Source organism: Streptomyces sp. NPDC056373 (assembly GCF_042262425.1).
Lineage (GTDB): Bacteria > Actinomycetota > Actinomycetes > Streptomycetales > Streptomycetaceae > Streptomyces.
In genome coordinates this window covers 387,963-402,809 of record NZ_JBHJPX010000008.1, presented here as the reverse complement: position 1 = coordinate 402,809, position 14,847 = coordinate 387,963, and the positions used below count along the sequence as shown (strand labels likewise).

General features: G+C 73.6%; 11 protein-coding genes. 5 read left to right on the top strand and 6 right to left on the bottom strand.

Annotation, left to right across the window (positions count from 1 at the left end; genetic code table 11):
- Nucleotides 1-262 precede the first annotated feature (262 nt).
- Complete coding sequence (locus ACFCXS_RS19545; protein ID WP_376644588.1) at nucleotides 263-2,671, top strand: hypothetical protein; 2,409 nt, start codon at nucleotides 263-265, stop codon at nucleotides 2,669-2,671.
- A 64-nt stretch (nucleotides 2,672-2,735) separates the two neighbouring features.
- On the opposite strand, the gene ACFCXS_RS19540 is transcribed toward ACFCXS_RS19545, so the two are convergent.
- The 4 genes from ACFCXS_RS19540 to ACFCXS_RS19525 form a co-directional block, all read right to left on the bottom strand.
- Nucleotides 2,736-5,171, bottom strand: coding sequence for a right-handed parallel beta-helix repeat-containing protein (locus ACFCXS_RS19540; protein ID WP_376644587.1), 2,436 nt, complete (start codon nucleotides 5,169-5,171; stop codon nucleotides 2,736-2,738).
- Between the two features lie 229 nt (nucleotides 5,172-5,400).
- Complete coding sequence (locus tag ACFCXS_RS19535; protein WP_376644586.1) at nucleotides 5,401-6,006, bottom strand: hypothetical protein; 606 nt, start codon at nucleotides 6,004-6,006, stop codon at nucleotides 5,401-5,403.
- A gap of 164 nt (nucleotides 6,007-6,170) precedes the next feature.
- Nucleotides 6,171-6,998, bottom strand: coding sequence for an MOSC domain-containing protein (locus tag ACFCXS_RS19530; protein WP_376644585.1), 828 nt, complete (start codon nucleotides 6,996-6,998; stop codon nucleotides 6,171-6,173).
- Between the two features lie 45 nt (nucleotides 6,999-7,043).
- Entirely contained in the window at nucleotides 7,044-7,472 is a 429-nt protein-coding gene (locus tag ACFCXS_RS19525) for a DUF6643 family protein (protein ID WP_376644584.1), read from the bottom strand.
- 298 nt (nucleotides 7,473-7,770) lie between these two features.
- Here ACFCXS_RS19525 and ACFCXS_RS19520 point away from each other — a divergent pair, with 298 nt between their 5' ends.
- Nucleotides 7,771-9,048 (top strand): TerD family protein, encoded by a 1,278-nt coding sequence (locus tag ACFCXS_RS19520; protein WP_376644634.1) that lies wholly within the window; start codon nucleotides 7,771-7,773, stop codon nucleotides 9,046-9,048.
- A gap of 15 nt (nucleotides 9,049-9,063) precedes the next feature.
- On the opposite strand, the gene ACFCXS_RS19515 is transcribed toward ACFCXS_RS19520, so the two are convergent.
- The gene (locus ACFCXS_RS19515) at nucleotides 9,064-10,254 is read right to left on the bottom strand and encodes a glycosyltransferase (RefSeq protein WP_376644583.1); all 1,191 of its coding nucleotides are present in this window, start codon (nucleotides 10,252-10,254) and stop codon (nucleotides 9,064-9,066) included.
- A gap of 39 nt (nucleotides 10,255-10,293) precedes the next feature.
- On the opposite strand from ACFCXS_RS19515, the gene ACFCXS_RS19510 reads away from it, so the two are divergent.
- Together ACFCXS_RS19510 and ACFCXS_RS19505 are read left to right on the top strand one after the other, a co-directional pair.
- Entirely contained in the window at nucleotides 10,294-11,079 is a 786-nt protein-coding gene (locus tag ACFCXS_RS19510; protein WP_376644582.1) for a glutamate racemase, read from the top strand.
- 115 nt (nucleotides 11,080-11,194) lie between these two features.
- Nucleotides 11,195-11,749: a hypothetical protein gene (locus tag ACFCXS_RS19505; RefSeq protein ID WP_376644581.1), complete on the top strand. Its 555-nt coding sequence runs from the start codon at nucleotides 11,195-11,197 to the stop codon at nucleotides 11,747-11,749.
- Nucleotides 11,750-11,919: 170 nt separating this feature from the next.
- On the opposite strand, the gene ACFCXS_RS19500 is transcribed toward ACFCXS_RS19505, so the two are convergent.
- A complete protein-coding gene (locus ACFCXS_RS19500; protein WP_376644580.1) occupies nucleotides 11,920-12,987 on the bottom strand; it encodes an O-antigen ligase family protein in 1,068 nt (355 codons plus the stop codon).
- A 217-nt stretch (nucleotides 12,988-13,204) separates the two neighbouring features.
- Here ACFCXS_RS19500 and lnt point away from each other — a divergent pair, with 217 nt between their 5' ends.
- Nucleotides 13,205-14,821 (top strand): apolipoprotein N-acyltransferase, encoded by a 1,617-nt coding sequence (gene lnt / locus ACFCXS_RS19495; RefSeq protein WP_376644579.1) that lies wholly within the window; start codon nucleotides 13,205-13,207, stop codon nucleotides 14,819-14,821.
- Nucleotides 14,822-14,847 lie beyond the last annotated feature (26 nt).

Below are 14,847 nucleotides of genomic sequence, written 5' to 3'. Positions count from 1 at the left end.
GTCGACACGCCTCGCACATACCGGCTCTTACCAGGACATTCTTCCCAGCCGCGATGCGAGGACGCCCCATCCTCGCATGTCGAGGGTCGGACAGTGCCACCGACCGCTCATCGCACTCCGCACCCGCCGTTCGTCTCCCCGCTCCGGTTTCATCACAGATCGGGGAGATTCGGTGACAGGGGGTGTGCGGCGCCGCGTAAGGGGAGATCCTTGTGCCCGCACGGACAGAGCCGACGGCGTGTCACGGGGGAAGTGCGAATCAGTGGAACGCGCGCAGGAACAGACGCCGACCGGCGGACCGGACGGTCCCGCCACGCGGCGCGCCGAGAGCGGAACCGCCCTGGAGCTCCTGGTCCACGGCGTGGGCGGCACCACGCCGCAGGAGATGCTCAACGATCCGCGGACGGTACGGATCACCGGCGACCACACCGCGGCCGTCTTCCGGCGCGCGGACGACGTCGACGCCGAGCACAGCCCCGACGACCGCCGCCGTGACGGGCCGGTGCCCGAGGCCTACGTCTGGTGCAACCTCACCTCCGGCAACGGCACCCGCGCCCTGTGGCTGTTGCTGCTGCCGTTCATGGTCGTCAACCTGGCCCACTGGATGCGCCCCGCCTCCCACGGCCGCCGCCGGACCGTGCGGCTGTACGGCCTGCTGGTGCGGCTCGCGGGACTCACCCTGACCGTGCTGCTCGTCGCGGCGGCCTGCGAGGTGGCCCTCGATCTGGCGGCCTGGCAGTGCGCGGGCACCGCCGCCTGCGCCGACCGCCACTCCTGGCTGGGCTTCCTCTCACCCACCGTCTCGGACGGCGGCTGGTGGAGCGCCCCCGGCCGCCGTCTCGCCCTCGCCGCAGCCGTGCCCACCGCACTCACCGTCCTCCTGTGGTACCTGTCCCGGCGCACCTGGAGCGACTACGAGTCCCAGCAGCCCATCGAGCGTGCCCCCGAGCCCGAAGGGGACGGCGGCCCGACGGCGCTCGGCCGGCCCGGCTTCTGGTACGGGCGCCGGCTGGTGGCCCGGCTGCGCGCCGCGCACACCGCCGCCGGCCTGATCACGGTCGCCGCCGCCGTCGGCAGTGCCGCCGCCCGCCACGACCGCCGCCCCGGCGGCCCCGCCGTACTCGGCACCCTGGGCCTGATCCTGGAAGCGGCCCTCGCGTTCTGCGCGGTCGCCGTGGTCTGGGTGGTGTGCCGCCGCGGCCGCAGCGAGAGACGACTGGACCGCACACTCGACGAACGCTTCGTACGACGCCTGCCGCTCGCCGCGCTCGTCCTGCTCGCCCTCGCCGTGGTGTACGCCGGGTGGGAGCGCCCGGGGTGGACGTCGGAAGGCCGACTGCCGGGAGACACGACCTTCGGCGGGATCGCCCTGGTCCAGGGCCTGCTCGTGATCGTCCTCGGAGTCGTCGCCCACGTCCTGCACCGCACCGACCCCGACCGCCGGGCGGTGCTGCGTGGCCTGGGCGGACCCGCGGTGGCGATGCTGGCCTGCGCGCTCGGCGGGGTGATGTCCGGCGGCGTCTCCCAGCGCGTGTCCGACTGGCTGGACGGCACCGGGGCGGCCATCGAGGGCCCGCCGGTGCTGCTGACTTGGCAGGCGTCCGTGATCCCGCCGCTGCTCGTCGTGCTGCTGGGGCTCTTCGGCTGGCTCGCCCACCGCGCCTGGCAGCTGGCCCGCGCCGAGCGCACCGCCGTGGCACTCGACTACCCGGACGAGAACCAGGACCGCGCCCGCACCCGCCGTATCGCCTACACCCGTGCGATGGCCTCGCTCACCGACCGCGGGCCCCGCATCGTCGCCGTCACCTCCGGTGTCACCCTGCTGCTCGGCGCGGGAGCCCTCGTGGGCGCCCTGGCCACCGACGAGACCCCGGGCGAGGCCGCACAGGGCACCTACCCGGTCGTCCACGGCGCCGCCGAGACCTCCCAGGCCCTCGGCTCCTGGCTCATCGGCCTCGGCTTCCTCCTCTTCGTCACCTGGGGACGGCGCGCCTACAAGGACGCCGCGGCCCGCCGCACGATCGGCATCCTGTGGGACGTCGGCACCTTCTGGCCACGCGCCTCGCACCCCTTCGCCCCACCCTGCTACGCCGAACGCGCGGTGCCCGACCTGACCTGGCGGATGGCCACCTGGACGCGCGCCACCGGCGGACGGCTGGTCATCTCCGGGCACTCGCAGGGCAGCGTCCTCGCCGCCGCCGCGGCCTGGCAACTCGCCCCGTCCGCCCGCAAGCGCGTCGCCCTGCTGACCTACGGCTCCCCGCTGGAGCGCCTCTACGGCCGCTGGTTCCCGGCCCACTTCGGGCCCGCCGCACTCGTCTCCCTGCACCGGGACGTCGACTGCTGGCGCAACCTCTACCGGCTCACCGACCCCATCGGCGGCCCGATGCGGCTGCCCGGCGACCGCGGACCGCAGGTCGACCACGCCCCCCTGATGGACCCCCTCGCCTACGGCCGCACCGCTCTCCTGCCGCTGCCCGCGCCGATCCTCGGCCACTCCGACTACCAGGCGGACCCGGTGTTCGCCGAGGAGCGCCGCACCCTGCTGGCCCGTCTGCGGCCCGAGACGCCCGCAGAGCCCCCGGGGCCGCCCGCGGAGCATCCGGAGCGCCACCCGGAGCATCCGGAGCTGCCTTCGCCACGCCCCCTGCCCGAGCCGCCCGCCGCCTAGGGTCTGTTGCGAGAGTGGCGCCTGCCGTGCGACATCACTCTCGCAACAGAGCCCGGGCCGATCCTCAGAGCAACTCGGGCAGATCCTCCGCGTAGAGCAGCGTCAGATCGTCCTTGTCCGGCTCCGGGAGCTGGGCGACCCGGCTGGCGTGCCGCTCGACCATGGCCTCGAACGTCTGCCGTGCGGTACGGCCGTTGCCGAACGCCGGGCCCTTGGGGAGCAGAGTGAAGTACTTCCCCAAAGCCTCGGCGGCGCCCGGCGCGAGCCGGTACTCGTGCTCCTCGGCCTGCTGCTCCACGATCCGCAGCAGGTCCTCGGGGCCGTAGTCGCTGAAGGTGATGGTCCGCGAGAAGCGGGACGCCACGCCCGGGTTGACCGACAGGAAGCGCTCCATCTCGGCCGTGTAGCCCGCGACGATCACCACGACCGCGTCCCGGTGGTCCTCCATCAGCTTCACCAGCGTGTCGATGGCCTCCTTGCCGAAGTCCCGACCCGCGTCCTCCGGGGACAGCGCGTACGCCTCGTCGATGAACAGCACGCCACCGCGCGCCTTCTCGAAGGCCTCCTGGGTGCGGATCGCCGTCGAGCCGATGTGCTCACCGACCAGGTCGACCCGGGACACCTCCACCAAGTGGCCCTTCTCCAGCACACCGAGGGAGGCGAGGATCTCGCCGTAGAGCCGCGCGACCGTCGTCTTGCCGGTGCCGGGAGAGCCGGTGAAGACCAGATGGCGCTTGACCGAGGCCGCTTTGAGGCCGGCCTGCTGACGGCGCCGGCCGACCTCGATCATGTCGGTCAGGGCGCGCACCTCGCGCTTGACGCTCTCCAGGCCCACCAGCGCGTCCAGTTCACCGAGAACGTCCTTGGAGGTCCGGGCCGGCTGCTCGGGCTCGGCGGCCGGCGCCCCGGGCTCCGGTTCGGTGCGCGGTCCCGGGACCGCGCCCAGCAGGCCGGGGGAGTGGCTCACGGCCTGTACGGCTGTCTCTCGCGCCGCGGGCGCGCGCAGCCCCGCGCTCTCGTCGCTCGTGCAGTCCTCGACGACCGGGCCCGCCCCGGACGCCGCGTCGGCGCCGCTGTCCGCGAACTCGTAACCTCCGCGCGCGCACCGCTCCGTGCGGCACTTGCGCAGCGTCGTCCGGCTGCCGTCGATGACGTGGAAGCCGTAGCCGCCGCTGCCGGTCACCCGGCAGCTGAGGAAGCTGCCCCGGCCGCCGGCCGAGACATAGACACCGGCCTCCGCCGGGGAGTCGATGGTGCAGCGCTCCACCGTGGGGTCGGCGCCCTTGGTGACGATCACGCCGGTCTGGGTGCCGTCGACGGTGCAGCCACTGAGCGTGCCGCCGCTGCCGTGGTCGCGGAACCACGCGCCCGTCGCCGCGTCCCTGATCCGGCAGTCGTCGAGCTGCGCGGTCGCTCCGTCGCTCACCGACACGGCCGTGTTGCGCACCTGCGACAGGTCGGTGTCGACGACGTCCGCGCGCGAACCGCGGTCGAGGACGAACAACGCGTCCGGCACGTCGTGCACCCGGCAGGAGTCCAGGACGGCGGTGGCGCCGTCGCTGACCCACACCGCCGGGTAGTCGCCCGTGCTGTCGAAGATCTCGCACTGGTTGGCGTCCACCCGGGTGCCCGGGTCCCACACCGACAGGCCGTTGCGCCCGAACTGCCGCACCGTGGTGCGGGTCAGGGTGAGAACGGAACGGGAGCGCAGGTCGACCGCGTTCTCCGGGATGTCGTGGATACGGCAGTCGGCGAGGGTCAGCACGGCGTCCGTGTCGAGTGTGACGCCGTCGGACGTCGTGCGGTGCACATCGCAGTCGGTGAGGTGCGCGGTCGCCCGGCCGGTGATCTGCACACCGCTGCCCCGGACTTCGTACACCTCGCAGCCCACGGCCTCCAGCGCCGAGTTCTCCCCGGTCGCAGACAGGCCCGAGCCCGAGGTGTGGTGCACCCGGCAGCGCTCCAGGCGCGGGTGGGCGCCGCCGCGCACCGCCACCCCCGCCTGACCGGCCGCGACGACCTCGCACTCCTCGAACAACCCGCCCGCGCCGTCGACCACGGCGATGCCGACGCCCGCGGGGTTGTCGACCGCGCAGCGCCGCACCGTGGGCCGGGCGCTGCCGCGCACCTCGATCCCGGCCGCCGACCGCGTCACGACCCGCACGTCTCGCAGCTCCGGGGTGCCCTCCTCCACCAGCACGGCGGGGGCGGCCGCGTCCTGGCCCTCGACGTGCAGGTCCTGCACCACCGCCGAGGCGCGCACGGTCAGCGGCACGCCGTCCACGGGCGCGATCCGCACCGAGCCGGGGGAGCCCTCGGGGCCGCGCAGGGTCACCGCACGCTGCAGGACGAGGTTCTCCCGGTAGGTGCCGGGCGCGACGGTGAGGACGTCTCCGTCGGCCGCGGCCTCCAGGGCGGCGGCGAGCGATGCGTACTCACCCGTGCGGCGCCGCCACCGCGACGTGCCGGTGTGCGTCACCTGGACCGTGCCCTGTGCCATGGTGTAGCTGTGCCCCCACCTCGGTCGTACTGATGGCTCGTCCGCCCTCGGGGCGCTCCGGCCGGGGTCGCGACCGCGACCGAGCCCGGCCCTGCGGGGCCTGGGCACGCACGCGGCATCGACACCGGCGCGTCCCTGAGGCTCGCTCGCGCGCGGGTTGTGCCGAACGGTTCGGCCGGACCACCGTAGCGTGCGCGCGGGTGGTGGGTTGACCAGAGCCGGAAGGCCGTCAGCTGCCGGTGCCCGTCCTGCCCCAGTCCGGGCCCGCCCTGTCCCATGCCTGGTCCCAACGGGCGTACCGGCGGCGGGCCATGCGCCAGACGATCAGCCGTCTGCCGCCCTCTATGAGACCGCCCGTCGCCAGGGCCGCACCGAAGCCGGCGAGGACCGCGTGCGTCGAGGCGGTCGCGGAGTCGAGCGGGCGGGACACCATCCGGCCGTGCGCGTCCGTCCATATCCGGAACCTGTCGCCCTGCTGCGGGTCCTTGAGGCTCGCCAGGGCGGGGCCCTGGTGCGCGGTGCCGTCCGGCGCGGTCCAGTCGGCGAGGACGCGGTTGCGCAGATCCCGGCCCGACGACGTCTCGGGGTCGGAGTCCAGCGGGGAGCGGTCCAGCTTGCGGACCACCGTGGCGGTCACGAGATGCCGCGCCTCGTGCTGCGCCCGCACCGAGCGCTGCAGCGCGTCCTGAGCCGCCTCCCCGACGAGCGTGCCGGCCACCGGCGCGACCAGCAGGATCAGCAGCAGGGCGGCCAGCGCCGCCCAGGCCTCGGCCAGGTCGGTCGCGCGGCAGAGCGGATTGCGCCGCCAGCGCCAGAGTCCGCTGATCGCTCGCACTGCCCGCACCCCCTTCCCGCTCCGTGATACTCCCCGGCGGAGCCGTCCACGCACGGACCCGTCGAAGAGAGAGCGAAATCACCTCTCCCCGGGGCCTCTCATGAATTTCTCACACAAGCCCAAACGCCCGGACCCGCGGCTCGGTTCCCGCTCCGCCCGAAGAGCTATTCGAGAATCCTGAGTGGATCCCCGACCCGGATCGTGCCGCGGGACAGCGGCACCAGATTCTGGCCGAAGACCAGCTTGCCGTCGCGGCGGCGGTGCCGTCCCAGGCTGAACAGGGGCTCGCGGCCGCGCTCGCCGGTGTCCTGGTCGGTGGTGGTCACCACGCACCGGCCGCAGGTCTTGGCGACGCGGAACGGCACGTCCCCGATGGCGAGGCGCGACCAGTCGTCCTCGGCCCACGCGGGGGTGCCCGTCACGACCACGTTGGGCCGGAAGCGGTTCATGGGCAGCGGGCCCTCGCCGGCGTACTCGCCCTGTGCGATCAGGGAGTTGAGGGCGTCGAGGGAGGCGGTCGTGGTGAGCAGCAGTGGAAAGCCGTCGGCGAAGGAGACGGTCTCACCGGGCCGCGCGTACTCCGGGGCGAGGGGTCTGCGCGTGGCCGGATCGTCCAGGTGTACCAGGCGCACCTCGATGCCGAGGTGGGCACTGCACCAGGCGTGCGCGGCCTCGTCCTCGGCGGGGACCGCCTCGACCTTGTCGCGGAAGATCTCCACCGGCACCGTGACCGAGGGCCGGGGTACGGGCACGGTCAGCGGCGGCATGCCCGGCGCGGACAGCCGGACGCCGCCACCGGGCAGCAGCCCGGCAGCGGCGAGCGCGAGTCGCGGCTGGCCGCGTTGCGTGACGACCTTTCCCCCGTCGTCGATCAGCACCCAGCGCCGGTCCCCGGCCAGCCCCCAGGGCTCGACGACGGCCTGCCCGGGCGCCAGGCCCCGGACCGCCTTGACCGGATGGACGTGAATCGAGTGCAGGTGAGCGTTCCCCATGGGGCCATCGTGCCAGCCGGCACGGACAGCCCCCGGGGGTCCGGCTCAGTACCCGCGGTACTGCTGGCTGTTGTACGGATCCTGGTAGGGAGCCGGGGCCGGCCGGGGAGCCGCGGGGCGCATCGCCTCGTAGCCCGCGGGGGCCGCCGGACGCGGCTGCTGCGGCTGGGGGCCGGGGTAGCCGCGCGGAGCGGTGGCCTGCTGCGGGATGTACGCCGCGGGCGCCTGCTGCAGCGGGGCGGGCTGCTGCGTCTGCGGATAGCCGTAGGCGGACTGGGAGGGGGCTGCCGGAAGGGCGGGCAGCGCCGACGGGAGGGCGGGCAGGTTGCTGCCCGGCATGTCGTACTGGGCGGGGACCCGGATCGGGGCGATCTGCGGGGTACCCCGCTCGGCGACGAGCCTGTCGTAGATCGGGGTGTCCGGGAAGGAGGCGGAGTAGTAGCCGCCGCCATAGGTGGAGCGGGGGGAGGTCATGCCACATAAGTTAAGCCAACTATGTGCTCGTTGGGGAGACCGATAAGAGGGTTGTTTTCCGTGTCCGCAGTGACCCGGGATCCCCAATGCGAGCGAACTCGCCAAAAAGGGGCGGCGAACGAGGGCTTGATCGTGTAAAGGCCGAGTTCCGGGCGGGTTACCGGCGGTCGGCCGCCGGTCTCCGTGGTGGTCGCGCGGGGGACTTCGCCGTGGCGAGCAATTAGGTTGTGCGCACGAAACTCGACGGACGGCCGGGACGGGCCTGCCGCGGCGACACGCAATGGGGGCGGACATGCAAATGCTGAAAGGTTCAAATACTCCGGTGCCGACCGCCGCGTTGCGGGTGGAATTGGGATGGCGGACCGGAGCGGGCGTGCCCGACGCCGACGCCTCCGCTCTGCTGCTGGTGAGCGGGAAGGTCCGCTCCGACGCGGACTTCGTCTTCTACAACCAGCCCGAGCACTCCTCCGGCGCGATCCGGCACGAGGGCAAGCACACCGCCGACGGCCGGGTGACCGACACGCTCCTGGTCGACCTCGCGCGTGTGGAACCCGCCATCGAGACCGTCGTCCTCGCCGCCTCGGCCGACGGCGGCACCTTCGGGCGGATTCCCGACCTGTACATCGAGGTCCAGGACGCCATCCGGGGCACGCCGGTGGCCCGTTTCGACAACCCGGGCGCCACCACCGAAACCGCCTTCGTGCTGGGCGAGTTCTACCGTCGCCAGGGCGCCTGGAAGTTCCGCGCCGTGGGGCAGGGCTACAGCAGCGGCCTCGAAGGGCTGGCCACGGACTACGGCATCACGGTGGACGAACCGCAGCAGGCTGCACCGACCCCCGTCGCGGCGCCGCCCGCAGCAGCGCCGTCCGCCGCGTACACGCCCCCGCCCGTGCCGCACCCCGCCGCTCCGCCCCCGCCCGCCGCGCCGCCCACGCCCGTCCGCCTCACCAAGGTGACGCTCACCAAGGAGGCCCCGTCCGTCTCCCTCACCAAGCAGGGCGGCACCTCCGGAGCGCTGCACGTCAACCTCAACTGGGAGGTGCGCAAGCAGTTCTCGGGGTGGAGCAGCAAGTTCGGGCGCCCCACCGCGACGCACTCCGACCTCGACCTCGACCTGTGCGCGCTGTACGAACTCACCGACGGCCGCAAGGGCGTCGTCCAGGCCCTCGGCAACAGTTTCGGAGCGCTGCACCGGCCGCCGTACATCCACCTCGACGGTGACGACCGCACCGGCGCCGTGTCGAGCGGGGAGAACCTCACCGTCAACCTCGACCACAAGGACGCCTTCCGGCGCATCCTCGTCTTCGTCACCATCTACGAAGGCGCCCGGTCCTTCGCCGATCTGCACGCCTCGGTCACGCTCCGGCCGCAGCACGGGGCGCCGATCGAGTTCTCACTCGACGAGTGCACGGTTCCCTCGCTCGTGTGCGCGCTCGCCCTGATCACCAACACCGGAGGGGACCTGGTCGTCCAGCGCGAGGCGCGCTACCTGGTGCCCGAGCGCGGGGTGAGTCCGCAGCGGACCGTCGACCACGCATACGGCTGGGGCATGAACTGGACCCCCGGCCGGAAATGACCCCCGCGGCGGCCGTCAGCCCTCCTCGGGCAGGGCGTCCGGGCGCGCGTAGGTGCGGCCCTTCCAGGCCGCGCCCCGTCCCCGGTAGTGCTGCACCGCCGAGTCGACGGTCATGAGGAGGTAGAGGAACGCCGTGCACGGCAGCAGCGGAGCGAGCCACAGCGGCTGCCGGTAGTAGCGGAGCATCGGGACGTACGTCCCCGACATGACGAGCCACGCGAGAGCGCCGAGGACCGCAGCCGACGTGCTGCCGGCGGCGAGGCCGGTCACGACCGCCACGGGCGGCACCAGGTACACCAGCGCCAGCCCGGCGACCGTCCCGGCGAGCAGCAGCGGGCTGTGCCGCAGCTGGGCGTACGCGCTGCGCGAGACCATACGCCACAGGTCGTGCAGGCGCGGATACGGCCGCACGCTGTCCACCCGCTCGGCGAGCCCGAGCCAGACGCGGCCGCCCCCGCGCTTGACGGCCCGGGCGAGCGCCACGTCGTCGATCACGGCGTTCCGGATCGCGTCCGGGATTCCCGCCCGCTCGGCCGTCTGTGCCCGCAACAGGACACAGCCCCCCGCGGCGGCCGCCGTCCGCCCCGGCGCGGCGATCCGGCGGAAGGGGTAGAGCTGGGCGAAGAAGTAGACGAACGCCGGCACGACGAACCGTTCCCACACGCTGTCCACCCGCAGCCGGGCCATCTGCGAGACGACGTCGTACCCACCGCAACGGGCCGCCGCCACCAGCTCCCGCAGACTGTCCGGAGCGTGCGCGATGTCGGCGTCCGTCAGGAGGAGGTATTCGGGATCACGCGCGCGTGCCAGCCCGATGCCGTGCCGCACCGCCCACAGCTTGCCGGTCCAGCCCGCGGGAGGCTCGCCCGGCGACCCCACCGTCAGCGGCAGCCCGCCGTGCCGGCGTGCCAGCGCACGCGCCAGATCGCCGGTGCCGTCCGAGCTGCCGTCGTCGACGAGGAAGATCTCCGCCCGACCCGGATAGTCCTGCGCGAGCAGCGAGGGCAGCGCGACGGGCAGCACCGCCGCCTCGTCGCGGGCGGGGACGACGACGCACACGGACGGCCACACGTCCGGCTCCGTGCGCGCCGGCAGTCGCACGTCGGTGCGCCAGAAGAAGCCCTGACAGAGCAGCAGCCACAACCAGGCGAGGAGTGATCCAGCGGCAGTCCACACAACGGCGCTCACGGGCGCAGTCTGCCCCACCGGCGCTGCCCCGTACGGCTCATCGTCTATCGTGATCGGGTGAAGATCGCGCTCATGGATTCCGGAATCGGCCTGCTGGCGGCAACCGCCGCGGTACGACGGCTGCGCCCCGACGCCGATCTCGTGCTCTCCCTGGACCCCGACGGAATGCCGTGGGGCCCGCGCACCGTCGAGGACCTGGCCGAGCGTGCGCTGGCCGTCGCCGAGGCCGCCGCGGCGCGCCGCCCCGAGGCCCTGATCGTCGGCTGCAACACCGCGACCGTGCACGCGCTGACCGCCCTGCGCGCCCGTTTCGAACCGGAGCTTCCGGTCATCGGCACCGTCCCCGCCATCAAACCGGCCGCGGCGGGCGGCGGCCACCTCGCCATCTGGGCCACCCCGGCCACCACGGGCAGCCCCTACCAGCAGAACCTGATCAAGGACTTCGCCGGTGGCGTACCCGTCACCGAGGTGCCCTGCTGGGGCCTCGCCGAGGCCGTGGAACACGCGGACGAGGCGGCGATCGACGCGGCGGTGTCCGCGGCCGCGGCCCTCACCCCGGACGACGTGACCACCGTCGTCCTCGGCTGCACCCACTACGAGCTGGTCGCCGAGCGCATCCGCGCCGCCGTCCAGCGACCCGGCCGCCCGCCCCTCGTACTGCACGGCTCCGCCGGAGCGGTGGCCGCCCAGGCCCTGCGCCGCCTGGGCCTGCAGCCCGTGCCGGGCGCCACCCCGCAGGGCACGCTCACCGTGCTGCTCAGCGGACGCGAGGGCGCGCTGCCCGCCCCCGCCCTGGCCTACGCCGAAGGGCGTCTGCTGCAGACGGTCACGCCCACCCGCTGACCGGAGAACCGGTCACCGAAGGTCACCGGCGACCCGGACCGGCGCGACGCCCACCCGGCGCAGTCACGCTCCGCCACGAGGTACCAGCGGAGCGAAATCTGAGTACCCTCAAGGCATGAGGGACCACCGCCACGGCGAGAACGCCCCCCACCCGCACACGGACGTGTGGACCGGCCGTGCCACGAACCGGGTGCAGTGGCTGCTGGCGCTCGTGGGCGCCGCCTGCATGGCGCTCGGTGTCGAGCTGGCCGTCGACTCGGCCTGGACCTCCGGCATCGCTCCCCTGGTGATGGCCGTCGTCGGATGCATCGCGGCCGGGCTGCTGGTCCTCTTCGGAACGCTCGCCTTCGTGCACGTCGCCCTGCGGGTCGACGAGGAGCACCTCGAGGTGCGCTGCGGCCACATCGGCGTGCCCCGCCGCCGTATCCCGCTCTCCAGCGTGGCCGGCGCCACCTACATCTCCCACGTCACCCCCCGCCACTGGGGCGGCTGGGGCTACCGGTGGCGGCCGGAGAAGGGCACCGCGGTGGTCGTACGACGCGGCGAGGGCGTCGAGCTCGAACTGTGGGACGGACACACCTTCACGATCACCGTGGACGACGCGGAAGCCGCCGTACGGGTGATCGAGGCACGGCTGCGGCCCACCAAGCCGGGCGCTCCCGCGCACTGACCCCGCGGCGATATCGTCACCGGCTGTGATCACCGGCATTGATCACGGACTGTGATCACGGGACCGTGGTGGCTGGACTGCGATCACGGAGCTGCGGGCACGGGATGCTGTCACCGAACTGTGGCCCCCGGACGGGACCTCCACGGCGCCGGACGCCGGGTGCCCGCCGGTCACCACGCAGGGGTGCGTCCCGCTCCGCGCGGCCGGCTTCGCGTGGTAAGGCCCGATGGTTCGTCGGTGAGGGGGCGCGCCGTGGCCATACCCGCCAGCAGGCCCGCTCCGACGGACACCGCCGTGAAGCTCAGCGCGTTGCCGACGGCGGCGATCACGGCGAGTGCCGTCAGGGCCGCGCCGGCGGTGAGTGCCACCGGGGCCGGGCGCGGACCGCGCCACAGGGCGTAGAGGACCCAGCCGAAAACGGCCGCGAGCAGGGCCACCCCGACGATCCCCTGTTCCGCCGCCTGCTGAAGGGGCGCCGAGTGGGGCTTGTCGTCGGACAGCAGGGACCGGGCGGACGTCGCACTCAGCTCCCCGAAGCGGCCCGGCCCGGCCCCCAGCAGGGTGTCGTCGCCCAGCAGGTTCCATGCGTCCTGCCACAGTCGCACGCGGTGCGGCGTCAGCCGCCCCTCCAGAGCCGCCACGAAGCCGCCGGGGACGGCCCGTGCGGCAACGGCCCAGACCAGACCAGTGACCAGGGCGGCCACCGAGGCCAGTACGGCCGTTCCGGCGCCGCGGTGACGGGTGCGGCCGGCGGCGAGTGAGCACAGCAGCACCGCGAGGCAGGTCGCGAAGCCGCTGGTGGAGCCGAGCACGGCCGCCAGCACCGCGGTCCCGGCGGCCAGCAGACGCAGGGCGAGCCGCACGGCCGGTACCGACGTGGACCAGGCCGCGCAGCACGCGGCACCGGCCGACAGGGTCAGTACGGCGGCGGTGGCCCCCGCATGCCCGAGCGGTGCGGCGATCTGCGGGCCGGGCGCGAGGTGGGGAACGGCCACCGTCAGCGCGATGCCGGCCAGTGCCCAGGCGCAGGGCGCGCCGACGGGCAGCAACGCCCCGCTGATCCGTCCGGCGGCGTACCCGGCGGCCACGGCCAGCACCGCCAGCAGAACCCCCTCGGGCCTGCCGTCGTGCACGGCCGCCGTGACCAGCGACCAGGTGGCGCAGGCGCCCAGCACCACGACACCGGCCGCGTCGGAAACGATTCGTCTCTCCGCGTCCGCGTCCGACGCGGACGTCATCCCGCTGGAATCCACCCCGCCCGCCCCCCCGGCGTACCGTCGCCCCCGACCCGTGAAGACCCCCGCCGTCACGAGCCGCCACGGGCCGTACGACTGAGGCTGGGCACACCGTAACGGCTTGTGGATGGTTTGAGGATGTGTCGTGACGAAATGAACAGGGAGTCCGCGGTGGATACCGCGCTGTCGGCTCCCAGGTCACGCGCCTTACACTCCGGGAGTGACCGTCACCGCAACCTCCGTCGGCGAGTCGGACCAGCTGGAGCCGCGGACCGCGCCCGGGGCGCGGACGTGGGCCCGGCGGCTCGTCCGTCTCGCTCCGGCCGCCGCAGCCGCACTCTCCGGCCTGCTCCTCTACGTCTCCTTCCCGCCCCGCACGCTGTGGTGGCTCGCGCTGCCGGCGTTCGCCGTCTTCGGCTGGGTGCTGAGCGGCCGCGGCTGGAAGGCGGGGTTCGGCCTCGGCTACCTCTTCGGCCTCGGCTTCCTGCTGCCGCTGCTGGTGTGGACCGGGGTGGAGGTGGGGCCGGGTCCCTGGCTCGCCCTGGTGGCGATCGAGGCCCTGTTCGTCGCCACGGCCGGCGCGGGTGTCGCGGCCGTGTCCAAGCTGCCCGGCAGGCCGGTGTGGGCGGCCGCCGTGTGGATCGCCTGCGAGGCGGCACGCGCGCGTGTGCCCTTCCACGGCTTCCCCTGGGGCAAGGTCGCCTTCGGCCAGGCGGACGGAGTGTTCCTGCCGCTCGCCGCGGTGGGCGGCACCCCCGTGCTCGGCTTCGCGGTCGTCCTGTGCGGCTTCGGACTGTACGAGGTCGTCCGGCTGGCCGTGCGATGGCGGCGGACCGGTGAGGTACGGCGGGCCGCGGCGGCCATGGGCCTGCTGAGCCTGGCCGTTCCGGTCGTCGGCGCCGTCGCGGCCCGGCCGCTCGTGAGCGATACCGCCGAGGACGGCACCGCCACCGTCGCGGTGATCCAGGGCAACGTGCCCCGCGCCGGCCTCGACTTCAACTCCCAGCGCCGGGCCGTACTCGACTACCACGCGCGCGAGACCGAACGCCTGGCCGCCGAGGTCAGGGCCGGGAAGGTCGCGCGGCCCGACTTCGTGCTCTGGCCGGAGAACTCCTCCGACATCGACCCCTTCGCCAACCCCGACGCCCGTGCCGTCATCGACGCCGCCGCGAAGTCCATCGGCGTGCCCATCTCGGTGGGCGGTGTCGTCGAGCGGGACGGCAAGCTGTACAACGAGCAGATCCTGTGGGACCCGGCGAAGGGCCCCGTCGACACCTACGACAAGCGCCAGATCCAGCCCTTCGGCGAGTACCTTCCGCTGCGCTCGCTCATCGGCGCCATCAACAAGAACTGGACGGCGATGGTCCGCCAGGACTTCAGCCGGGGCACCGAGCCGGGCGTGTTCACCATGGACGGCGCCAAGGTCGGCCTCGTCACCTGCTACGAAGCGGCCTTCGACTGGACGGTGCGCTCCGAGGTCACCGACGGCGCCCAGATGATCTCCGTACCCAGCAACAACGCGACGTTCGACCGCAGCGAGATGACCTACCAGCAGCTCGCCATGTCCCGGGTCCGCGCGGTCGAGCACAGCCGCACCGTGACGGTACCCGTGACCAGCGGTGTCAGCGCGATCATCATGCCGGACGGCAGGATCACACAGAAAACCGGCATGTTCGTGGCCGACTCCCTGGTGCAGAAGGTCCCGCTGCGCTCCTCGCAGACCCCCGCCACGCGGCTCGGCATCCTGCCGGAGATCGCCCTCGTCCTGGTCGCGGCCGGCGGCATCGGCTGGGCCGTCGGCGCCGGGCTGCGCGGGCGACGCGCCGGTGACGCGTGACCGTACGCCCGTCGCACGCCGTTTGA